Source organism: Belnapia sp. (assembly GCF_059504005.1).
Map to the genome: position 1 here is coordinate 72,158 of NZ_JCACHU010000056.1, position 18,662 is coordinate 90,819.

The 18,662-nt window shown below is 72.0% G+C and carries 23 protein-coding genes; 11 read left to right on the plus strand and 12 right to left on the minus strand.

Annotation, left to right across the window (positions count from 1 at the left end; translation table 11 throughout):
• The first annotated feature begins 15 nt into the window (after positions 1 to 15).
• The 5 genes from AC5JJ1_RS09270 to AC5JJ1_RS09290 all read left to right on the plus strand — a co-directional run bounded on the left by AC5JJ1_RS09270 (position 16) and on the right by AC5JJ1_RS09290 (position 3,092).
• Positions 16 to 639, plus strand: a complete 624-nt coding sequence (locus tag AC5JJ1_RS09270; protein WP_495784828.1) for a hypothetical protein — start codon at positions 16 to 18, stop codon at positions 637 to 639.
• Positions 636 to 1,175 carry a sigma-70 family RNA polymerase sigma factor gene (locus AC5JJ1_RS09275; RefSeq protein WP_495784829.1) on the plus strand — a complete coding sequence of 180 codons (540 nt, stop codon included), beginning with the start codon at positions 636 to 638 and terminating at the stop codon, positions 1,173 to 1,175. The genes AC5JJ1_RS09270 and AC5JJ1_RS09275 overlap by 4 nt, the downstream gene beginning before the upstream one ends.
• Positions 1,172 to 1,867, plus strand: a complete 696-nt coding sequence (locus AC5JJ1_RS09280) for an anti-sigma factor (RefSeq protein ID WP_495784830.1) — start codon at positions 1,172 to 1,174, stop codon at positions 1,865 to 1,867. Before AC5JJ1_RS09275 ends, AC5JJ1_RS09280 begins: the two co-directional genes overlap by 4 nt.
• 184 nt (positions 1,868 to 2,051) lie before the next feature.
• Positions 2,052 to 2,192, plus strand: a complete 141-nt coding sequence (locus AC5JJ1_RS09285) for a hypothetical protein (protein ID WP_495784831.1) — start codon at positions 2,052 to 2,054, stop codon at positions 2,190 to 2,192.
• Positions 2,193 to 2,303: 111 nt separating this feature from the next.
• Positions 2,304 to 3,092: a DUF4394 domain-containing protein gene (locus tag AC5JJ1_RS09290; RefSeq protein WP_495784832.1), complete on the plus strand. Its 789-nt coding sequence runs from the start codon at positions 2,304 to 2,306 to the stop codon at positions 3,090 to 3,092.
• A gap of 39 nt (positions 3,093 to 3,131) precedes the next feature.
• Here AC5JJ1_RS09290 and kce read toward each other — a convergent pair whose 3' ends face one another.
• The gene (gene kce, locus AC5JJ1_RS09295) at positions 3,132 to 4,058 is read right to left on the minus strand and encodes a 3,5-dioxohexanoate:acetyl-CoA acetone transferase (protein ID WP_495784833.1); all 927 of its coding nucleotides are present in this window, start codon (positions 4,056 to 4,058) and stop codon (positions 3,132 to 3,134) included.
• 97 nt (positions 4,059 to 4,155) lie between these two features.
• Between kce and AC5JJ1_RS09300 the strand changes: the two genes are divergently transcribed.
• From AC5JJ1_RS09300 to AC5JJ1_RS09315, 4 genes are read left to right on the plus strand one after another with little or no spacing between them, the layout of a single operon-like run.
• A complete protein-coding gene (locus AC5JJ1_RS09300; RefSeq protein WP_495784834.1) occupies positions 4,156 to 4,917 on the plus strand; it encodes a sulfite exporter TauE/SafE family protein in 762 nt (253 codons plus the stop codon).
• A gap of 12 nt (positions 4,918 to 4,929) precedes the next feature.
• Positions 4,930 to 6,321, plus strand: a complete 1,392-nt coding sequence (locus tag AC5JJ1_RS09305) for an amidase (protein WP_495784835.1) — start codon at positions 4,930 to 4,932, stop codon at positions 6,319 to 6,321.
• Positions 6,322 to 6,371: 50 nt separating this feature from the next.
• Entirely contained in the window at positions 6,372 to 6,932 is a 561-nt protein-coding gene (locus AC5JJ1_RS09310) for a peptidoglycan-binding domain-containing protein (RefSeq protein ID WP_495784836.1), read from the plus strand.
• Between the two features lie 59 nt (positions 6,933 to 6,991).
• Complete coding sequence (locus AC5JJ1_RS09315) at positions 6,992 to 7,330, plus strand: hypothetical protein (RefSeq protein ID WP_495784837.1); 339 nt, start codon at positions 6,992 to 6,994, stop codon at positions 7,328 to 7,330.
• A gap of 3 nt (positions 7,331 to 7,333) precedes the next feature.
• Here AC5JJ1_RS09315 and AC5JJ1_RS09320 read toward each other — a convergent pair whose 3' ends face one another.
• Genes AC5JJ1_RS09320 through sdhC form a run of 5 tightly spaced genes read right to left on the minus strand, consistent with a single transcriptional unit; the run spans position 7,334 to position 12,443 of the window.
• Positions 7,334 to 8,896, minus strand: coding sequence for an ABC transporter substrate-binding protein (locus tag AC5JJ1_RS09320; protein ID WP_495784838.1), 1,563 nt, complete (start codon positions 8,894 to 8,896; stop codon positions 7,334 to 7,336).
• Positions 8,897 to 8,930: 34 nt separating this feature from the next.
• Positions 8,931 to 9,713, minus strand: a complete 783-nt coding sequence (locus AC5JJ1_RS09325; RefSeq protein ID WP_495784839.1) for a succinate dehydrogenase iron-sulfur subunit — start codon at positions 9,711 to 9,713, stop codon at positions 8,931 to 8,933.
• A gap of 16 nt (positions 9,714 to 9,729) precedes the next feature.
• Positions 9,730 to 11,553 carry a succinate dehydrogenase flavoprotein subunit gene (gene sdhA / locus AC5JJ1_RS09330; RefSeq protein WP_495784840.1) on the minus strand — a complete coding sequence of 608 codons (1,824 nt, stop codon included), beginning with the start codon at positions 11,551 to 11,553 and terminating at the stop codon, positions 9,730 to 9,732.
• 31 nt (positions 11,554 to 11,584) lie between these two features.
• Positions 11,585 to 11,983 carry a succinate dehydrogenase, hydrophobic membrane anchor protein gene (gene sdhD / locus AC5JJ1_RS09335; protein WP_495784841.1) on the minus strand — a complete coding sequence of 133 codons (399 nt, stop codon included), beginning with the start codon at positions 11,981 to 11,983 and terminating at the stop codon, positions 11,585 to 11,587.
• 13 nt (positions 11,984 to 11,996) lie between these two features.
• Positions 11,997 to 12,443: a succinate dehydrogenase, cytochrome b556 subunit gene (sdhC, locus tag AC5JJ1_RS09340; protein WP_495784842.1), complete on the minus strand. Its 447-nt coding sequence runs from the start codon at positions 12,441 to 12,443 to the stop codon at positions 11,997 to 11,999.
• A gap of 148 nt (positions 12,444 to 12,591) precedes the next feature.
• Between sdhC and AC5JJ1_RS09345 the strand changes: the two genes are divergently transcribed.
• Entirely contained in the window at positions 12,592 to 12,723 is a 132-nt protein-coding gene (locus AC5JJ1_RS09345; RefSeq protein WP_495784843.1) for a hypothetical protein, read from the plus strand.
• Positions 12,724 to 12,739: 16 nt separating this feature from the next.
• On the opposite strand, the gene AC5JJ1_RS09350 is transcribed toward AC5JJ1_RS09345, so the two are convergent.
• Genes AC5JJ1_RS09350 through AC5JJ1_RS09375 form a run of 6 tightly spaced genes read right to left on the minus strand, consistent with a single transcriptional unit; the run spans position 12,740 to position 17,521 of the window.
• A complete protein-coding gene (locus tag AC5JJ1_RS09350) occupies positions 12,740 to 13,054 on the minus strand; it encodes a DMT family transporter (RefSeq protein WP_495784844.1) in 315 nt (104 codons plus the stop codon).
• Positions 13,054 to 14,817: an ABC transporter ATP-binding protein gene (locus AC5JJ1_RS09355; protein WP_495784845.1), complete on the minus strand. Its 1,764-nt coding sequence runs from the start codon at positions 14,815 to 14,817 to the stop codon at positions 13,054 to 13,056. Before AC5JJ1_RS09355 ends, AC5JJ1_RS09350 begins: the two co-directional genes overlap by 1 nt.
• A 10-nt stretch (positions 14,818 to 14,827) precedes the next feature.
• Positions 14,828 to 16,042, minus strand: coding sequence for a CCA tRNA nucleotidyltransferase (locus AC5JJ1_RS09360; RefSeq protein ID WP_495784846.1), 1,215 nt, complete (start codon positions 16,040 to 16,042; stop codon positions 14,828 to 14,830).
• Positions 16,039 to 16,290 (minus strand): hypothetical protein, encoded by a 252-nt coding sequence (locus AC5JJ1_RS09365; RefSeq protein WP_495784847.1) that lies wholly within the window; start codon positions 16,288 to 16,290, stop codon positions 16,039 to 16,041. Before AC5JJ1_RS09365 ends, AC5JJ1_RS09360 begins: the two co-directional genes overlap by 4 nt.
• 3 nt (positions 16,291 to 16,293) lie before the next feature.
• Complete coding sequence (locus AC5JJ1_RS09370) at positions 16,294 to 16,881, minus strand: CoA pyrophosphatase (RefSeq protein WP_495784848.1); 588 nt, start codon at positions 16,879 to 16,881, stop codon at positions 16,294 to 16,296.
• A 10-nt stretch (positions 16,882 to 16,891) separates the two neighbouring features.
• The gene (locus AC5JJ1_RS09375; protein WP_495784849.1) at positions 16,892 to 17,521 is read right to left on the minus strand and encodes a DUF1285 domain-containing protein; all 630 of its coding nucleotides are present in this window, start codon (positions 17,519 to 17,521) and stop codon (positions 16,892 to 16,894) included.
• A 92-nt stretch (positions 17,522 to 17,613) separates the two neighbouring features.
• Between AC5JJ1_RS09375 and AC5JJ1_RS09380 the strand changes: the two genes are divergently transcribed.
• Entirely contained in the window at positions 17,614 to 18,636 is a 1,023-nt protein-coding gene (locus tag AC5JJ1_RS09380) for an AAA family ATPase (RefSeq protein WP_495784850.1), read from the plus strand.
• Positions 18,637 to 18,662 lie beyond the last annotated feature (26 nt).

The window sequence follows — 18,662 nt, forward strand, 5'->3', positions numbered from 1 at the left end:
CCTATGCTCGGCGCCATGCCGCGTCTCGTCGTCCTAGCATGCCTTGCCCTTCCGCTCCTGGCCGGCCCGGCCGCCCGGGCGCAGCCCGTGGAGGAGGTCGGCAGCTGGCGGCTCGCCTGCGTCAACGACCGGATGACGGACCGGGCGGCCTGCCTGCTGCGCCACCGCGACTGGCTGGAACGGCCCTCCGGCCCCGGCGGCGGCCTTGCCTTCGAGATCATCGACCGGCGCGGCCGGCTGGTTCCCGCGGTCACCGCCCGCGAGATGACGCTGGACGACGCGTCCCGCGGCCTGCTGGCGCTGACCGGGGTGGCGCAGCTTCGCTTCCCGCCCAACCGGATGGCGGAGATGCCCTGCGGGCTCGAGGGCCGCAGCATCATCTGCTCGCCGAAGGCCGAGGATGCCGCCCGGCTGGAGACCGAGCTGCTGCAGGCCGACCGCGCCCTGGTCCGGCTGGTGGGCACCGGGGGCGGCAGCAGCACGGCCGAGCCGACCGAGCTTCGCCTCTCCGGCACGCGGGAGGCGGTGGCCCGCTTCGCCCGCCAGGCGCCGCGCGAGCCCCAGGCCGCCGTGGAACCCCCGGCCGGGCTCGATGGGCGGGAGCTGCTGCAGCGGCTCTACCGGCTCTTCGCGCAGTGAGGGCCGAGTCTCCGGCGGCGGCGTTGCTCGCCGAGGTCGCGCGCGGCGATCGCGGGGCGCTGCGGGCGCTCTACCAGCAGCAGTCGACGCGCCTCTTCGGCGTCGCCCAGGCCATCCTGCGCGACCGCGAGGCGGCGGCCGATGCGGTGCAGGATGCCTTCCTCCGCATCAGCCAGCGGGCGGGGCAGTTCGACCCGGCGCGGGGCGAGGCCGGGGCCTGGCTCGGCGCCGTCGCCCGGCATGCGGCGCTCGATCTGGCGCGGAAGCGCGGGCGCGAGCTGCCGACCGACGACCCGGCGCTCGGCGACACGGCGGTGGCGCCCGAGGCGCTGGAGCGCGTCGCGGCCAGCGCCGAGGGCCGGCGGCTGCGCGACTGCCTGTCGGCACTCGACGAGAAGAACCGCCGCGGCATCCTGCTCGCCTTCGTCCACGGCCTGTCGCATGCCCAGGTGGCGGCGCGGCTCGACCTGCCGCTCGGCACGGTGAAGGCCTGGATCAGGCGCGGCCTCCTGCAGCTGCGGGAGTGCCTGACGTGATCCCGACCGACCCGCAGGACCGCGACATCCTGGCCGGCGAATACGTCCTCGGCACGCTCGACGCGCGCGCCGCGGCGGAGGTGAAGGCGGCGCTGCCCGGCGATGCCGCGCTCCGCGCTGCCGTCCGCGAGTGGGAGGCGCGCCTCGCCCCGCTCACGGCGCTGGCCGGGCCGGAGGCGCCGCCGGCCGATCTCTGGGACCGCATCGAGGCGGCGCTGCCCGGCGCGGCCCGCCCTGACCCGGCGCCGAAGCGGCGCGGCTGGCTCGACCCCTGGCGCGGCTGGGCGATCGGCGCCAGCGCCGTGGCGGCCGGGCTCGCGGCCCTGCTGGTGGTGCGCCCGTCGCCCGAGCCGGCGCGGCTGATGACTGTGCTGCTGACCCAGCGCGACCAGCCGGCCTGGGTGGTGGAGGCCGATGCCGCCGGCCGGCTGCACCTCGCCTCCGTCACGCCCCGGCGCCTCGAGGAGGGCCGGGCGATGCAGCTCTGGGGCCTGCCGCCCGGGGCGACGGCGCCGACCTCGCTCGGCCTCATCCCGCCCGAAGGCCGGCTGACCGTCACCACCGGCGGCCTCCGGCCGGAGCCGGGCATGCTGATCGAGATCAGCCTGGAGCCGCCGGGCGGCTCGCCGATCGGGCGGCCGAGCGGGCCGGTGATCTTCATCGGGCGTCTGACGGCGGCGGGGGCGAGCTGACGCTCAATCGGCGTTACGACTCCAGCTTCAGGAGCGCACCTCCCCGACGCTGCCGCTAGCGGGCGCCCGGCGGGCTGCCTGCGCCGCGGGCGGCGAGCCTCCTCTCCGGCGGCCGGCATTGCTGATCCGCGCGGTTGCAATCCCGCGTCGTCCTCATCGCCTTCCCGACCGAGGCCGCTTTTCCATGTTCGACGCCATTACGGCTCGTCCCCAGCGCAACCCGGCGCTGCGCGAGACGGAGCCGGGCCGGCCGTCCCGGCTTCTCTCCGGCCCGGCCGTCCTCCTGGCGATGCTGCTCCTCATGCTGGCGGGCTTTCGCGGCTGAGGGAGTTTTTTCGCGTTTCCGTGATGAGTTACGCTGCATCCAGCTTCCAGCGCATCCCGTAAGGCAGGCAGCGGCACCGTAATGGTCGCCGCGGCCTCACGGAGAGACGCCATGACCCGCACCACCCACTTGATGCTCGCCGCCGGCGCCGCCCTCGCCCTCTCGGCCGCCGGCGCCGAAGCCGCCACCCTCGTCGGCCTCACCGCCGACAACCACCTCGTCCGCATCGACAGCGGGAGCCGCCGCGCCATGGCGCCCGTGCGCGTCACCGGCATCGAGGGCCGGCTGCTCGGCGTCGACGTCCGCCCCGCCGACATGAAGCTCTATGGCCTGACCGATGCCGGCCAGATCGTCACCATCGATGCGATGACCGGCCGCGCGACGCAGGTGAGCCGCCTCTCCGAGCGCTTCGAGAGCGGCGGGCGCGCCACGATCGACTTCAACCCCGTCGCCGACCGCCTGCGCGTGATGGGCTTGAACGGTGTGAATCTCCGCGTCAATGTCGACACCGGCGCGGTGGTGAAGGACGGCCAGCTCCGCTACCAGGCGGGCACGCCCTGGGCCGAGACCATGCCGCGCGTCGTCGCCGGCGCCTATACCAACAGCATGAAGGGCGCGACGGCGACGATGCTCTACACCGTCGACACGCTGTCCCGCACGCTGAACCTGCAGGCGCCGCCCAATGACGGCGTGCAGCAGCCGAAGGGCGAGATCGCGCCGAGCCTGCCCGCCGGCGTCGCCTTCGACATCATGCCGGAGACGGGCGGCGGCAACATGGCCGTGCTGCTCACCGGCAACACGCTGCACCATGTCGACCTGTCGAACGGCAAGCCGACCACGGTCGGCATGGTGAGCGGCCTGCCGCAGGCCGAGCTCATCGACATCGCCATCATGGAGTGACGACGGGCGGGGCGGCGGGCAGCCGCCGCCCCATCCGCTCTAGAAGCCGACCTTGTCGCCGCCTTTCAGCGCCAGGATCTGCCGCGCCTCGGCGGGCGTTGCGATCTCGAGGCTCAACTCCTCCAGGATGCGGCGGATCTTCGCCACCTGCTCGGCATTGCTCTTCGCCTGCACGCCGCGGCCGAGCCAGAGGCTGTCCTCGAGCCCGACGCGGACATTGCCGCCCAGCATCCCGGCCATGGTGGTGAAGGGCATCTGGTTCCGCCCTGCCGCCAGCACCGACCAGACATAGTCCTTGCCAAAGAGCCGGTCCGCCGTCTCCTTCATGAAGAGCAGGTTGCGCGGTTCGGCGCCGATGCCGCCCAGGATGCCGAAGATCGTCTGGGTGAAGAGCGGCGGCTCCACCACGCGGCGGTCGAGCATGTGCGCGAGGTTGTAGAGGTGGCCCACGTCGTAGCACTCGAACTCGAAGCGCGTGCCGTGGCCCTTGCCGAGCCGCTCCACGATCTGCTCGATATCCTGGAAGGTGTTGCGGAAGATGTAGTCCGTCGTGCCTTCGAGGTAGGGCTTCTCCCACTCGTACTTGAATTTCGGCACGCGGGCGGCGCTGCCCGAGATGTTGAAATTCATCGAGCCCATGTTGAGCGAGCACATCTCGGGCTTCGCCTGCAGCGGCGCGGCCAGCCGCTCATCCACCGTCATGCCGAGGCCGCCGCCGGTGGTGATGTTGATCACCGCATCGGTCGACTGCTTGATGACCGGCAGGAACTGCATGAAGACCTTCGGGTCCGGCGTCGGCCGGCCGTCATGCGGGTCGCGGGCATGGAGGTGGATGATCGCCGCCCCCGCCTCCGCCGCCGCGATCGACTGCTCGGCGATCTCCTGCGGGGTGATCGGCAGGTAGTCCGACATGCTCGGCGTGTGGATCGCGCCGGTGACGGCGACGCTGATGATGACCTTCGACATGCGGTCCTCCTCCCGATGGATATCGGGGCACTATCGGCGCGACGCGGCGCGGCGTGAAGGCTTCACGCCCGCCAGCCCCTCGGCGAGACTGGGCGGGATGGGTTGGCTCCAGGACATGCCGCAGGGCGCGGCGCTCGGCTGGCTGCTCGCCGCGGCGCTGGCCGGCGGGCTGGCGCGGGGCTTCTCCGGCTTCGGGGCGGCGCTGATCTTCGTCCCCCTTGCCTCAGTGGCGCTCGGGCCGCAGCGGGCGGCGCCGCTGATGCTGCTGGCGGAGGCGGTGGCGATCGCCGCCCTCACCCCGGGCGCCTGGCGGCTGGCGGACCGGCCGCAGGTCGGGCTGCTGGCGCTCGGGGCGCTGATGGGCACGCCGCTCGGCGCCGCCATCCTTGTCCAGGCCGATCCCCTCGCGCTGCGCTGGGGCATCGCCCTGGCCATCCTCGGCCTGCTCGGGCTGCTGGTCTCCGGCTGGCGCTTCCGCGGGCGGCCGAGCCCGCAGGCGACCCTCGGCGTCGGGCTGGCGGGCGGGGTGCTCGGCGGCGTCGCCATGGTGAGCGGGCCGCCGGTGATGGCCTATCTCCTTGGCCAGGCCAGGCCGGCACGGCAGGTGCGGGCCTCCTTCGGCCTCTACCTCGCGGCGGGCGGGCTGATCGCAGGCATCGCCTATGCCGCGGCGGGGCTGCTGACCCCGGCGCTGGCGGCACCCTTCCTCGTCACCGCGCCGGTCTATGGCATCGGCATCTGGCTCGGGACGCGGATGTTCGGGCTTGCCAGCGAGCGTGCCTTCCGCCTCGGCTGCTATGCCATGATTGCGCTCGCCGCCCTGCTCGGCCTGCCGGTCTGGGACGGGGTGCTGCGATAGGGAGGCTGCCGGATGAGCCAATATTCACCGAAGGAGTTCCAGCCGCTGCGCTGGCACGAGGCCGGGACCCGCTTCGCCGCCGGCGGCGACTCGCCGCGGGCCTATCTCGAGCGCTGTCTCGAGACCATCGCGGCGCGGGAGCCGGTGGTCCGCGCCTGTGCCGCGCTGAACGAGGCGGGCGCCCGGGCCGCCGCCGATGCCAGCACCGCCCGCTGGCGCGAGGGCCGGCCGCTCTCGCCCATCGACGGCATGCCGGTCGGCATCAAGGACCTGCTCGAGACCCGCGACATGCCGACCGAGATGGGCTGCGCCGGGTATCGCGGCAATTTCCCGAAGCGCGACAACGCCGCCGTCTGGGCGCTGCGCCAGGCGGGCGCCGTGGTGCTCGGCAAGACGGTGACGACGGAGCTCGGCGGCTCCCATCCCGGGCCGACGACCAACCCCTTCGATGCGGCGCGGACGCCAGGCGGCTCCTCCTCCGGCTCGGCGGCGGCGGTCGCGGCGCGGATGGTGCCGGCCGCCATCGGCACCCAGGTCGGCGGCTCCATCATCCGTCCTGCCGCCTATTGCGGCAATGTCGCGCTGAAGCCGACCCAGGGCGCCATCAACCGCGGCGAACGGCAGGCGACCAGCCAGAGCACCCACGGGCCCCATGCCGGCTGCATCGAGGACATGTGGCAGGTGGCGATCGAGATCGCCGCCCGCTGCGGCGGCGACCGCGGCGCGCCCGGGCTGACGGGGCCAATGACCCCGCCCGCCGCCACCCGGCCCGAGCGGCTCATCGTCATGGAGACAGAGGGCTGGGCCGAGCTCGATGCGGCGAGCCGCAATGCCTTCGAGGCCCTGCTGGAGCGGCTGCGCGGCGCCGGCATCACCCTGCTGCGCCGCGCCGACCATCCGCTGATCGAGGCCTTCGAGGTGGGCATCGTCGAGGGGCGGGCGATCTGCGGCGCCATCACCGGCTGGGAGAATCGCTGGACGCAGCGCAACCTCCTCGACCAGGATCCGGAGGCGCTGAGCCCGCGTGCCAAATCCGTCCTGGCCCGCGCCGAGGCGATGACCACGGCGGACTACGAGGCCGCCCTCGCCCGGCGGGAGGAGGCGCAGGCGCGTTTCGCCCGCATCGCGCCCTTCGCCGATGCGGTCATCGCCCTCGCCTGCCCCGGCCCTGCGCCGCTCTGGTCCGGCGACCGGCCGGGCGAGCCGCTGAACCCGCGCCCGACCGGCGACTATGTCTTCAACGCGCCTTCCTCCATGCTCTTCGCGCCGGCCGTCACCATGCCGTTGCTGGCGGTGGGCGGCATGCCGGTCGGGGTGCAGCTGATGGGGCAGATGCACCAGGATGCCCGCATCACCGGCTTCGCCCGCTGGATGCTGGACGCGATCGATCCGGTCGTGGCCTGAACCGCCGACCGTTTCGGGTGTTCCGCTCCTGTCAAACGGGAGCAGGAACGATGCGGTATTACGGAATCATCCTGGCGGGACTGGTCCTGGCAGGGAGCGCGGCGGCGCAGCAGGCGCCCTCGCTGATGTACAGCCAGCCGCTCGCGCCGGCGGCGGTGACCCTGGTGCAGGAGCGGCTGCGCCAGGCCGGGCTCTACAGCGGCCGGCCGGACGGCGTCTGGGGCCCGGACAGCCAGGCGGCGCTGGAGCGCTTCCAGCAGGGCCGCGGCCTGCAGGTCTCCGGCCAGCTGAACCAGGCGACGGCGGCGACCCTCGGCCTCGGCCCCTCGGAGTTGCTGGCCGCAGGCCCGACCGCCGGCCCCGCCCCCGGCACCCCCGCGGCCATGGCGACCGACCCGCTGAGCCCCGGCGCGGTGCGCAACATCCAGATGCGCCTCAAGGCGATGAATTTCTACCGCGGCCCGATCGACGGTGCCTGGGGCGCCGGCACGCAATCAGCCATCGAGCGCTTCCAGCAGGGCCGCGGCCTGCAGGCGACCGGCCAGGTCAACCCGGCGACGGCGGCTGCCCTCGGCCTCGACCCGAACAACCTGGCGGCGCCGGTCCGGTAGGGGTTTCTTCGCCTTTGGCCTGCTAGGTTGCCGTCTTCCGCCTGGATGACGGCAGCCGCATGTCCAGATCGACCGCTGAGGTGAAGAACTGGATGACCATGTTCCGCTGGATCGTGAAGGTCATCCGGGACGACTACGGCATCGAGGAAGCCCAGCTGACGCGGCACGGGGCGCTGGAGACGGAGCTCGGCCTCGGCATCGAGCAGGTTGAGGAGGTGCTCGGCATCATCGGCCAGAGCTTCGCCATCCGCTTCACCGAAGGGGTGCTGGACGAGGTCCTGCGGCTGGAGGAGCTGTGCATGCTGACGAGCTGGCTGAAGGGCTTCTACAGGCAACCCGATTTCATCTCCGACGGGTTCGCGGCGCTCTGCCGCGCCGCGAATCCCACGATGCCATAGGCGCTACGGCGCGGGGCGGACGCCCATGGCGATGGTCCGCTCGTCCATGCGTGGCTCGTGCCGCAGCCCGCGGCGATGGGCCCAGGTGTTGATGTACTGAACGAGCTGGATCATCGGCTCTTCCTGCGCATAGAGCGCCACCGCCTCCCGCCAGACCTCCTCCCGCGCGGCATCGTCCATGGTCGCGGCGCCGCGGGCCAGCAGGGCGTCGAAGCGCGGGTCCGAGTGCCGGGTCATGTTCGAGGGGCCAGTCAGCTTCTGCCGGTCATAGGTCGAGACGATGGCGAGCAGGTAGTTCGACCCCTCGCCGGTCGAGCTGCCCCAGGCGCCGAGCTGCATCGCATGCTCCTGGCGCGAGCGGCGCGGCACGAAGGCGGCGAAGGGCATGGCATCCACCTGGGTCCGCACGCCGATGCGCGTCCACATCTGCGCCACGGCCTGGGCCAGGCGGCTGTCATTCGGCCAGCGGTCGTTCGGCGTCGCCAGCACCAGGCGGAAACCCTCGGGGAAGCCGGCCTCGGCCAGCAGGCGCCGTGCCCCCTCCGGGTCGAAGGCGCGGGGGCGGATCTCGGGGTTGAAGCCGAAGGCGCCGCGCGGCAGCCATTGGGCGGTGGCCTCGGCGGCGCCCTCCATGACCCTCTCCACCAGGGCCTCACGGTTGACCGCCATGGAGAGGGCCCGGCGGATGCGGGCGTCATGGAACGGGTTGACCGGCAGGGGCTGGCCGGCATTGTCCGTCACCAAGGGCGTCGGGCCGGTGCGGGAGTAGTCGGGCGAGAGGAAGACGGTGCGGGTGCTGGGGCTTTCCGTCACCACCAGCTTCGGGTCGCGCCGCAGCCGGTCCAGGTCGCTGGTCGGGATCTGCTCGATCAGGTCGACGTCGCCCGACAGCAGCGCCGCGGTCCGTGCCCCGTCATTGAGCAGGAATCGGATTGCGACCCGCGCCCAGGGCTCACGCTCGCCCCAGTAGGCCTCATGCCGCACCAACTCCACCCGATCGCCCGAGCGGTAGGAGGAGAGGCGGTAGGGCCCGGTGCCGATGGCGGCACGGCCGGTGTTGTAGTCCTCGGTCTGGGCGCCCTCGGCCGCATGGCGCGCGATGATGCTGACCGAGGCGAGGTCGAGCGGCAGCAGCGGGTGCGGCTGGCCGGTATGGATGCGGATGGTGTGCGCGTCCACCACCTCGGTGCGGGCGATGGCGCGCAGGAACCCGCCGAAGCCGCCCGGGCTATTGGGCACGTCGGGGGCGCGGGCGAAGGTGAAGGCGACATCGTCGGCGGTGAAGGGCCGGCCGTCATGCCAGGTCACGCCGCGGCGTAGCCGGAACTCCCAGAGCGTATCGCCGATCGCCCGGTAATCCTCGGCGAGCGAGGCATAGGGCCGCGCCTGCCCGTCCCGCTCCACCAGCCGGTCGAAGACCTGCATCCCGAGGGCGTTGTTCGGGCCGAGATTGTGGTAGTGCGGGTCGATGGTGGTGACCACGGCGGCATAGCCGATGGTCAGGCTCTGGGCCGCCGCGCCCTGCGCCCAGAGGGCGCAGGCCACCAGCGCAAGCAGTCTCTGCATGGGACGCTCCCGGGCTCTTGCCCGGGAGCCTACATCAGGTCTCCCGCTCCACCAGCATCTGCTTGATCTTGCCGATGGCGGCCGCCGGGTTCAGCCCCTTCGGGCAGGTCCGGGCGCAGTTCATGATGGTGTGGCAGCGGTAGAGCCGGAACGGGTCCTGCAGGTTGTCGAGCCGCTCGCCCGTCGCCTCGTCGCGGCTGTCGGCGATCCAGCGATAGGCCTGCAGCAGCACCGCCGGGCCGAGATACCGGTCCCCATTCCACCAGTAGGAGGGGCAGGCGGTCGAGCAGCAGAAGCACAGGATGCACTCCCACAGCCCGTCGAGCTTCGCGCGCTCGTCCTTGCTCTGCCGGCGCTCGGCATCCGGCGGCGGCGGGGTCTCGGACTTCAGCCAGGGCTCCACGCTGCGGAGCTGCGCGTAGAGCTGGGAAAGGTCCGGGACCAGGTCCTTCACCACCGGCAGATGCGGCAGCGGGTAGATCTTCACATCGCCCGTGCTGTCATCGATCGGCTTGAGGCAGGCGAGGGTGTTCAGCCCGTCGATGTTCATCGAGCAGGAGCCGCAGATGCCCTCCCGGCAGGAGCGCCGGAAGGTCAGCGTGGTGTCGACCTCGTTCTTGATCTTGAACAGCGCGTCGAGGACCATCGGCCCGCACTTGTCGCGGTCGATCTCGTAGGTGTCGGTGCGCGGGTTCTCGCCGCTGTCCGGATCCCAGCGGTAGATCTTGAAGGCCTTGACGTTCTTCGCATCCGCCGGGGCCTTGTAGGTCTTGCCGGGCTGGATGGTCGAATTCTTGGGCAGCGTGAAAGTAGCCATAACGGGGGTCGGTCCTTCAGTACACGCGTGCCTTGGGGGGGAAGACCTGGACCTCATTCGTCAGGGTCCGCATCTTCACGTCGCGGTAGTCGAGCGTGACGTCGCCCTTCTCGCTCACCCAGGCCAGGGTGTGTTTCATCCAGTTGGCGTCGTCGCGCTCGGGATGGTCCTCATGCGCATGGGCGCCGCGGCTCTCCTTCCGCGCCTCGGCACTGACGACGGTGGTGACGGCATTGCCGATCAGGTTGTCGAGCTCCAGCGCCTCGACGAGGTCGCTGTTCCAGATCAGGCTGCGGTCGGCGATGCGGATGTCGCCATAGCCGGCCTGCACCGTCTTCATCTTCGCAACGCCCTCGGCGAGCAGCTCACCGGTGCGGAAGACGGCCGCATGGGTCTGCATGGTCTTCTGCATGTTGCCGCGCAGCTCGGCGACCGGGGTGCTGCCCTTGGCGTTGCGGACGCGGTCGAAGCGGTCGAGCGCCCGCTCGCCGGCGCCCGGGGGCAGCGGCGGCTGGGAGGCACCCGGCTTGATCGTCTCCGCCGCCCGGTGCGCCGCGGCGCGGCCGAAGACGACGAGGTCGAGCAGCGAGTTGGTGCCGAGCCGGTTGGCGCCGTGGACGGAGACGCAGGCCGCCTCGCCCACCGCCATCAGGCCGGGGACGGTGCGATCCTGGTCCTGCGCGGTCGGGTGCAGCACCTCGGTGTGGATGTTGGTCGGGATGCCGCCCATGTTGTAATGGACGGTGGGCAGCATCGGGATCGGCTCCTTGGTCACGTCCACGCCGGCGAAAATCTTCGCCGTCTCGGAGATGCCCGGCAGCCGCTCATGCAGCAGGTCGGCGCCGAGATGCTCGAGATGCAGGTGGATGTGGTCCTTCTGCGGCCCGACGCCGCGGCCCTCGCGGATCTCCATCGACATGGCGCGGGAGACGACGTCGCGCGAGGCGAGGTCCTTCGCCGTCGGCGCATAGCGCTCCATGAAGCGCTCGCCCTCGGAATTGGTCAGGTAGCCGCCCTCGCCGCGCGCACCCTCGGTGACGAGGCAGCCGGAGCCGTAGATGCCGGTGGGATGGAACTGGACGAATTCCTGGTCCTGCAGCGGCAGGCCGGCGCGCAGCACCATGCCGCCGCCGTCGCCCGTGCAGGTATGGGCGGAGGTGCAGGAGAAGTAGGCCCGGCCATAGCCGCCCGTCGCCAGCACCGTCGTCTGGGCGCGGAAGCGATGGATCGAGCCGTCCTCGAGGCACCAGGCGGTGACGCCGCGGCAGGCGCCCTCGTCATCCATGATGAGGTCGAGGGCGATGTACTCGACGAAGAATTCGCAATTGTGCTTCAGCGACTGCTGATAGAGCGTGTGCAGGATGGCATGGCCGGTGCGGTCGGCCGCGGCGCAGGCGCGCATCGCCGGGGTCTTGCCGTAATTCTGCATGTGGCCGCCGAAGGGCCGCTGGTAGATGCGGCCGTCCTCGGTGCGGGAGAACGGCACGCCGTAATGCTCCAGCTCGATGATGGCCGGGATCGCCTCGCGGCACATGTACTCGATGGCATCCTGGTCGCCGAGCCAGTCCGACCCCTTCACGGTGTCGTACATGTGCCAGCGCCAGTCATCCTCGCCCATGTTGCCGAGCGCGGCGCCGACGCCGCCTTGCGCGGCGACCGTGTGGCTGCGGGTCGGGAAGACCTTGGTGATGCAAGCCGTCTTCAGTCCCGCCGCGCCCATGCCGAAGGTGGCGCGCAGCCCGGCGCCACCGGCGCCGACCACCACCACGTCATAGGTGTGGTCGACGATGCGGTAGGCACCGCGGGAGGGCCCAATGGGAGCCTTGTTGATCGCATTCATCGCATCGATCCATTCATCTCGTGGGCCGGCCTCAGACCGCGATCCGGAGGACCGCGAGCGCCGAAGCCAGGGCCGCCAGTACACAGATGGCCTTGATCGCCAGAATGCCACCTATCTTCAGCCATTCCTGATTGGCGTAATCCTCGATGATCACCTGGATACCCGAGGCGGTGTGCTGGAAGCTGATGCCGATGGTGACGAGCAGCAGCAGGGCATTCCAGGGCCTGCCGATCCAGGCGACCGTCTCCGCATGGGAGGCGCCGGCGAGCGAGGCGGCCGAGAGGGCGAACCAGATGGTCAGCGGCAGCAGCGCCGCCGAGCTGACGCGCTGCATCCACCAGTGATGCGTGCCGCCCTTGGCGGAGCCGAGCCCGCGCACCCGCCCGAGCGGGGAGCGCATGGTCGTGTTGTCGGCATAGTCATTCGACATGGCGGTGCGCTCCTCAGGCCCAGGCGATGATGGCGATGACCCAGGTCAGCACGGTGGCGACGGCGGTGCCGATCAGCACCCAGCGGCCGGTGCGGTAGGTGTCCTGGATCTGGTAGCCATAGCCCGCATCCCAGGCGAGGTGCCGGACGCCGTTCAGCGTGTGGTACCAGGCCGCCGCCGAGAGGCCGAAGAGGCCGAGCAGGCCGAGCCAGGAGGACATGAACCACTGCACCGAGGCGAAGGCCGAGGGGCCGGAGGCGGCGGCCAGCAGCCACCAGACCATCAGCACGAGGCCCGCCGCCCAGGCCGCGCCGGTGATACGCCCGGCGATCGACAGCAGGCTGGTCAGCTGGAACATGTCGTAGACCTGCAGGTGCGGCGATAGCGGCCGTTTCACCGGCGAGCCATCCGACCGGCGGCCGGCCATGGTCGCCTCGCGCGAATCCTGCATGATGGGCATCGGGTCATCCACTCCGGGGGTGCCAGGCCGCCCGGCGGCGGCGAGGTCGATTGCGGGTTATTATTGTGCCCTGCGGCATAGCGTCAATTCCACGAGACGGATGCGGAATGCATGCCTGCCCATGGTATAGGAATGTTATCCTCTTCCCATGGCCGATTCGCAGCAACCCGACCCCGCCCGGCGTCCGCTCTCCCAGCGGCTGCAGCCACTCGCAGAGTTCCTCTACAAGGCGATCCTCGCCACCTCGGCGATGCTCGCCATCTGGAGAGCCCTGCATTGAGGCAACGCGCCGCCGCTCAACTCGTCGCCTTCAGCCCCGCGACTCCGGCGAGGATGAGGGCGAGGCAGAGGATGCGCGCGGCGCTGGCCGCCTCTCCCTCCACCGCCATGCCCCAGAGCGCGGTGCCCGCCGCGCCGATGCCGACCCAGACGGCATAGACCGTCCCCATCGGCAGCGCCTGCAGGGCGCGGGACATACAGTAGAAGCTGACGCCCATGCTGGCGACCGTTGCTAGGCTCGGCAGCAGGCGCGTGAAACCCTCCGTGTATTTCAGCAAAACCGCCCAGACGATCTCGAACCCGCCGGCGATGCCGAGCCAGATCCAGGCCATCAGCCCGCCTCCACCGGCGCAGAACCGAATTGGGTATGCACGAGGCGCGCATAAAGCCCGCCGGCTGCCATCAGCGCCGCATGGCTGCCCTGCTCCACCGCACGGCCGTTCTCCATCACGACGATCTGGTCGGCGTCGCGCACCGTCGCCAGCCGATGGGCGATAACGAGGGTGGTCCGCCCCTGGCGCAGCCGGGCCAGGGCGGCGGAGACGAAGGCCTCGTTCTCCGCATCCAGGGCGCTGGTCGCCTCGTCGAGCAGCAGCACGCGCGGGTCGCGCAGCAGGGCGCGGGCGAGGGCCACGCGCTGCTTCTGCCCGCCCGAGAGCCGCCCGCCGCCGGACCCGAGCGGCGTCGCATAGCCCTCCGGCAGCGCGGCCAGGAAGTCATGCGCGGCCGCCGCGCGGGCGGCTTCCTCGACCTCGGCCCGGGTCGCGCCCGGCCGCCCGCAGGCAATGTTGACGAAGGCGGTGTCGTCGAAGATCACAGCGTCCTGCCCGACATAGGCGATGGCGTCGCGCAGCGAGCTGAGCGTCACCTGCCGGACATCGGCGCCGTCGATGCGCACGGCGCCGCCCGTCGCATCGTGCAGCCGCGGCACGAGAGCCAGCGCGGTGGACTTGCCAGCGCCGGAGGGCCCGACCAGCGCCACGGTCTGCCCCGGCTCCGCGGTGAAGGAGAGCCCCTCGAGCGCCGGCTCGGCCGTGCCGGCGTAATGAAAGTCGACATCCAGGAATTCGACCCGCCCCCGCCCCGCCGGCAGCGGCTGCGCCCCCGGTGCCTCCACCACGCGCCGCGGCCGGTCCATGACGGCGAAGACACGGCTAAGGCCGGCCAGCCCCTCCTGCAGGGCGGCATTGAGCGAACCGAGGGCGCGGACCGGCCGCGAGGCGATCAGCAACGCCGCGACGAAGCCGGTGAACTCGCCGACCGTTCCCTCGCCCTGCGCCACGCGCCAGCCGACGAAGGCCAGCACGGCAGCGACAGCGATGCCGCCCAGCGCCTCCAGCATCGGGTCGAGGCTGGCCCGGGTACGCGCAATGCCGAGCAGCGCCGCCCGCAGCTCGGCGAAGGTCAGGGCCGCCCGGCCTTCCTCCTGCGCCTCCAGCCGGTAGGCGCGCACCACGCGGGCGGCGCCGAAGCTCTCGGTGAGCTGCGCCGCCGTCTCGCCCATCCGCTCCTGCATCCCGCCGGAGGCGCGGCGGATGCGCTTCCCGAGGCGGAGGATCGGCACCACCGCGATCGGGTACATCACCGCGGCGATCAGCGACATCTGCCAGTCCAGCCAGACCATGGAGGCGACGAGGCCGATGACGGTCAGCACGTCGGCGCCGCCATTGATCGACTTGGTCAACGCCTCGCGGATCGCCGCCGCGTCCACGGTGAAGCGGCTGGCATGCCGCGCCGGCGCATCGGCGGTGACGGCGGCGAGGTCGGCGCGCGTCAGCGCCCGAAACAGGTCGTTCTGCAGCCCCTCGATCACCCGCAGCACCACCGCCTGCACGGCGACCGCCTGGCCATACTGCGCCAGCGCCTTCAGGCAGGTGACGGCGATGATGACGGGCGGGATCATCCAGGCGATGGCGACGTCGCCGGTGGAGAAGCGGTCGAAGCCCTGCTGGATGACGATCGGGTAGAGCGCCGTCAGCCCCGCGAGCAGCAGGGTGCAGAGGATGGCGAGCCCGATGCCCCGCCGGTGCCGGCCGAGATAGTCCCGCGCCAGGCGGGCGATGAGGGCGCGGGAGGACGGGTCGGTGGCGGCCATGCGGCGGGGTTTAGCCCCTGGGCGGCTCGGCGGCCAATTCCTGGAGGCGCGCGAGGCAGGCCTCGCGGCCGGCGGTGCAGCCGCCCTCCATCCACCAGGCCCGCAGCGCCGCCAGCAGCCGTCCGACCCGCGGCCCCGGCACGAGGCCGATCGCCAACGCATCCCGCCCCTGCACCGGGAACACCGGCCGCTCCAGCGCCGCGACCCGCTGGCGCAGCTCCGACCAGCCCTCGCCGCCCTGCTCCATCTCGGCCAGCCAGGCGCGGTCCAGCACGGAGGCGTGATCCCGCGCCGCCAGCAGCCGGCGCAGCGCCGCCTCGTCATCATCGGGCGCAGGGCGAGGCAGGCCAAGCAGGTCGAGCAGCCCCTCCCGCTCTTCGCCCGACAGCCGCAGCCGACCGGCTACCGCCTCGACCGCCGCCGGGGGGAGCAGCGCCGCGATCCGCAGCAGCGGCTCGACCGGCGCAGCGATGGCGACGAGCCGGTCGAGGCGCGAGAGGTCGCCCGCCTCCGGCAGCACCGCCCCGAACACGCCCGTCTCCGCCATCAGCGCCAGCGCGCCACGTGGATCGGGCGCCTGCATCAGCCGCTTGAGTTCCATCCAGACCCGCTCGGCCGAGAGCCGCGCCAGCCCCGGCACCGCCGCGCGGATCGCCGCGACCGCCGCCGCATCCGGCCCGCCCGTCCCGTACCGTGCCTGGAAGCGGAAGAAGCGCAGCGCCCGCAGGTAGTCCTCGCGGAGCCGCGTCGCCGGGTCGCCGACGAAGCGGACGAGGCCCGCCGCCAAATCCGCCTGCCCACCGAAATAGTCCCAGAGCTCCCCGTCCACCGAGAGTGACATGGCATTAATGGTGAAGTCCCGCCGCGCTGCATCCTCGCGCCAGTCGGTGGTCCAGGCGACCTCGGCATGGCGGCCATCGGTCTCGAGGTCGCGGCGGAGGCTGGTCACCTCCACCGGCTCCTTGCCGAGCACGGCAGTGACGGTGCCGTGGGCGAGGCCCGTCTCGAAGACCTTGAGCCCGGCGCCGCGCAGCCGGGCGGCGATCGCCTCCGGCGGCAGCGGCGCCGCGACGTCGACGTCATGCACCGGCCGCCCGGCCAGCGCATCCCGCACCGCACCGCCTACCGCCCGTGAGCCCGGCAGCGCCGCCAGCACCGCGGCCGGCGCCCCGCGCCGGAGCAGGTCGGGCGGTGCGATCCGGTCGACGGGCGGGTCCGCGCTCACCGCCGCGGCTCGGCCCGGTGCGGCACCACCTGTCCATCCGGCCCGAGCTGGGCCGGCACATAGACGCTGCCCGGGGCCAGGCTCACCGAGAGCCCGTACCAGACCGCCCCGCCGATCCCGCCGAGAATGGCGAGCGCCAGCAGCCAGACCAGCCCGGACGGCACCGGCCGGCCGGGATTGTACCGGCGCCAGACCAGGAAGCCGGCCAGGGGCGCCAGGAACAGCAGCAACTCGATGATGTAAGGCAAGGACTACCCGCGCAGGACCCGGGCGAGGTTGACCAGGATGGCCGCCGTCGCCCCCCAGATATAGTGTCGCTCATGCGGCCAGACCCAGAATTCGCGCATCCGGCCGCGGAATTCGGCGCGCCGCCGCTCCGGCGCACGCGGGTCGAGCACCACGGAGAGCGGCAGCTCGAAGGCCTCCTCCACCTCGCCCGGCTCGGGCGTCAGGTTCAGCGGCGGCGCCACCAGCCCGACCACCGGCGTGATGCGGAAGCCCGTCCCCGTCGCATGATGCGGCAGCCGCCCGAGCAGCTCCGGCAGGCGGGGATCGAGCCCCACCTCCTCCGCCGCCTCGCGCACCGCGGCCGCTTCCGGCGTCTCGCCCGCCTCGATCCGGCCGCCGGGGAAGCTCACCTGGCCCGCATGGGAGGACATCTTCGCCGCCCGCAGGGTCAGCAGCACGCTCGGCTCGGGGTAGAGCACGATCGGCACCAGCACCGCGGCCCCGATCATGCGCGCCGGCGCCAGCCCCTCGGAGTCATCGGAAGCCGTGACGCCGGCCCGGGCCAGGGCCGCCGGGTCGGCCATGCGCGCCGCGATCTCGGCGGCGGTCATCGCAGCCAGGTCACTCGGCGGCCTGCTCCAGCGCCCGCACCTCGTCGATCGGGAAGAAGACGCCCTCGGACCAGACGCCGATCATCTCGCGGCCGCCCACCATCTCGGTCTGGCCGAGCGCCACCAGCTCGTAGAAGACGGCGCGGTTGATCTTGGCCTCGAGGCCGGGGCGGATGGTGATGTAGGGCCGTGGCTCGCGCGTCTTCGGGCAGAGATGCACCCGGATCGGGTGCTCGGCATTGGCGGTGACGATCTCGTCGAGATTGGTGCGGAAGGTCAAGCACTGCTTCGGCGCACAGCCGTCGCCGCAATCGCAGTGCCGCCACGACATCTCGACCGCCATGAAGGGCGCGTCCTCGACCTCGATCCGGCCGCGCTCGACCGGCGTCTCGAGCCAGTAGCTGCCATCGGCCTCGCGTCGCAGCACGCTGGCGAAGAGGCAGACCAACTCCTTACGGTTGATCGGACTGCCCTGGTAGTACCAGGTGCCGTTGCGGTCGATCCGCATGTGGAAATCCTGAGGCTGGGGCCGTGGCCGCACCGGTTTGCGCGCCGGGGCCTGCGTCGCGGCCCGGCCGATCACTTCGTCCTGCACGCCGCATTCTCCATTCACCGCTTTGTCGCTGCCCTGCGAAGCCATAGGCTACTGCCGCTCCCTGTCCCGTGACGCGATCTGTCCCCGGGGCGCCTCAAATTGGAAGCGCTGGGGGTCATATAGGGATCGAGCCCGGGATGGTTGAAGTGGCGGATACAGGATTGGGTAACTCTTCGGCGGATGCCGCAACATTGGTCGCCGAGGTCGAGGCACTCGGTGACCGGCTGCGCCAGGTCCGCGAGTCCATCGGCCGGGTGATCTTCGGCCAGCAGGCGGTGGTCGACCACACGCTGATCACCCTGCTCTCCGGCGGCCATGCGCTGCTGGTCGGCCTGCCCGGCCTCGGCAAGACGAAGCTCGTCGAGACGCTGGGTGCCGTGCTCGGGCTGGATGCCAAGCGGGTGCAGTTCACCCCCGACCTCATGCCGGCCGACATCATCGGCTCCGAGGTGCTGGAGGAGAGCGAGGCCGGCCGCCGCGCCTTCCGCTTCCTCCCCGGCCCGGTCTTCTGCCAGCTGCTGATGGCGGACGAGATCAACCGCGCCAGCCCGCGCACCCAGTCCGCCCTGCTCCAGGCCATGCAGGAGCAGCGCGTCGCCGTCGCCGGCGTCGTCCACCCCCTGCCCGCCCCCTTCCATGTGCTGGCGACGCAGAACCCGATCGAGCAGGAGGGCACCTACCCGCTGCCCGAGGCGCAGCTCGACCGCTTCCTGCTCGAGGTCGAGATCGGCTACCCCGACGAGGCCGCCGAGCGCGCCATGCTGCTGGCGACGACCGGCGCACGGGAGGCGAAGCCGCTCCAGGCGCTCAGCGCCGGCGAGCTGATGGCCGCGCAGGCGCTGATCCGCCGCATCCCGGTTGGCGAGAGTGTGCTGGATGCCATCCTCACCCTGGTCCGCACCGCCCGGCCGGAGGGCTCGCCCATCGAGGAGGTTCGCCGCCAGCTCGCCTGGGGCCCCGGCCCGCGCGCCGCCCAGGCGCTGATGCTGGCGACCCGCGCCCGCGCCGTGCTCGACGGCCGCCTCGCCCCCTCGGTCGAGGATGTGCTGGCGCTGGCCGAGCCGGTGCTGCGCCACCGCATGGCCCTCACCTTCTCCGCCCGCGCCGATGGCGTGCAGCTGGCCGATGTCATCGCCCGGCTGAAGGACCGCATCGCCTGAGCGCCCCGGCGAAGACGCTCCAGGCC

Bases quoted from the DNA above. Each gene is read 5' to 3' on its own strand.
- AC5JJ1_RS09270 (WP_495784828.1), top strand. From the start codon at position 16: ATGCCGCGTCTCGTCGTCCTAGCATGCCTTGCCCTTCCGCTCCTGGCC.
- AC5JJ1_RS09285 (WP_495784831.1), top strand. From the start codon at position 2,052: ATGTTCGACGCCATTACGGCTCGTCCCCAGCGCAACCCGGCGCTGCGC.
- AC5JJ1_RS09290 (WP_495784832.1), top strand. From the start codon at position 2,304: ATGACCCGCACCACCCACTTGATGCTCGCCGCCGGCGCCGCCCTCGCC.
- kce (WP_495784833.1), bottom strand. From the start codon at position 4,058: ATGTCGAAGGTCATCATCAGCGTCGCCGTCACCGGCGCGATCCACACG.
- AC5JJ1_RS09300 (WP_495784834.1), top strand. From the start codon at position 4,156: ATGGGTTGGCTCCAGGACATGCCGCAGGGCGCGGCGCTCGGCTGGCTG.
- AC5JJ1_RS09305 (WP_495784835.1), top strand. From the start codon at position 4,930: ATGAGCCAATATTCACCGAAGGAGTTCCAGCCGCTGCGCTGGCACGAG.
- AC5JJ1_RS09310 (WP_495784836.1), top strand. From the start codon at position 6,372: ATGCGGTATTACGGAATCATCCTGGCGGGACTGGTCCTGGCAGGGAGC.
- AC5JJ1_RS09315 (WP_495784837.1), top strand. From the start codon at position 6,992: ATGTCCAGATCGACCGCTGAGGTGAAGAACTGGATGACCATGTTCCGC.
- AC5JJ1_RS09320 (WP_495784838.1), bottom strand. From the start codon at position 8,896: ATGCAGAGACTGCTTGCGCTGGTGGCCTGCGCCCTCTGGGCGCAGGGC.
- AC5JJ1_RS09325 (WP_495784839.1), bottom strand. From the start codon at position 9,713: ATGGCTACTTTCACGCTGCCCAAGAATTCGACCATCCAGCCCGGCAAG.
- sdhA (WP_495784840.1), bottom strand. From the start codon at position 11,553: ATGAATGCGATCAACAAGGCTCCCATTGGGCCCTCCCGCGGTGCCTAC.
- sdhD (WP_495784841.1), bottom strand. From the start codon at position 11,983: ATGTCGAATGACTATGCCGACAACACGACCATGCGCTCCCCGCTCGGG.
- sdhC (WP_495784842.1), bottom strand. From the start codon at position 12,443: ATGCCCATCATGCAGGATTCGCGCGAGGCGACCATGGCCGGCCGCCGG.
- AC5JJ1_RS09345 (WP_495784843.1), top strand. From the start codon at position 12,592: ATGGCCGATTCGCAGCAACCCGACCCCGCCCGGCGTCCGCTCTCCCAG.
- AC5JJ1_RS09350 (WP_495784844.1), bottom strand. From the start codon at position 13,054: ATGGCCTGGATCTGGCTCGGCATCGCCGGCGGGTTCGAGATCGTCTGG.
- AC5JJ1_RS09355 (WP_495784845.1), bottom strand. From the start codon at position 14,817: ATGGCCGCCACCGACCCGTCCTCCCGCGCCCTCATCGCCCGCCTGGCG.
- AC5JJ1_RS09370 (WP_495784848.1), bottom strand. From the start codon at position 16,881: ATGACCGCCGCCGAGATCGCGGCGCGCATGGCCGACCCGGCGGCCCTG.
- AC5JJ1_RS09375 (WP_495784849.1), bottom strand. From the start codon at position 17,521: ATGGCTTCGCAGGGCAGCGACAAAGCGGTGAATGGAGAATGCGGCGTG.
- AC5JJ1_RS09380 (WP_495784850.1), top strand. From the start codon at position 17,614: ATGGTTGAAGTGGCGGATACAGGATTGGGTAACTCTTCGGCGGATGCC.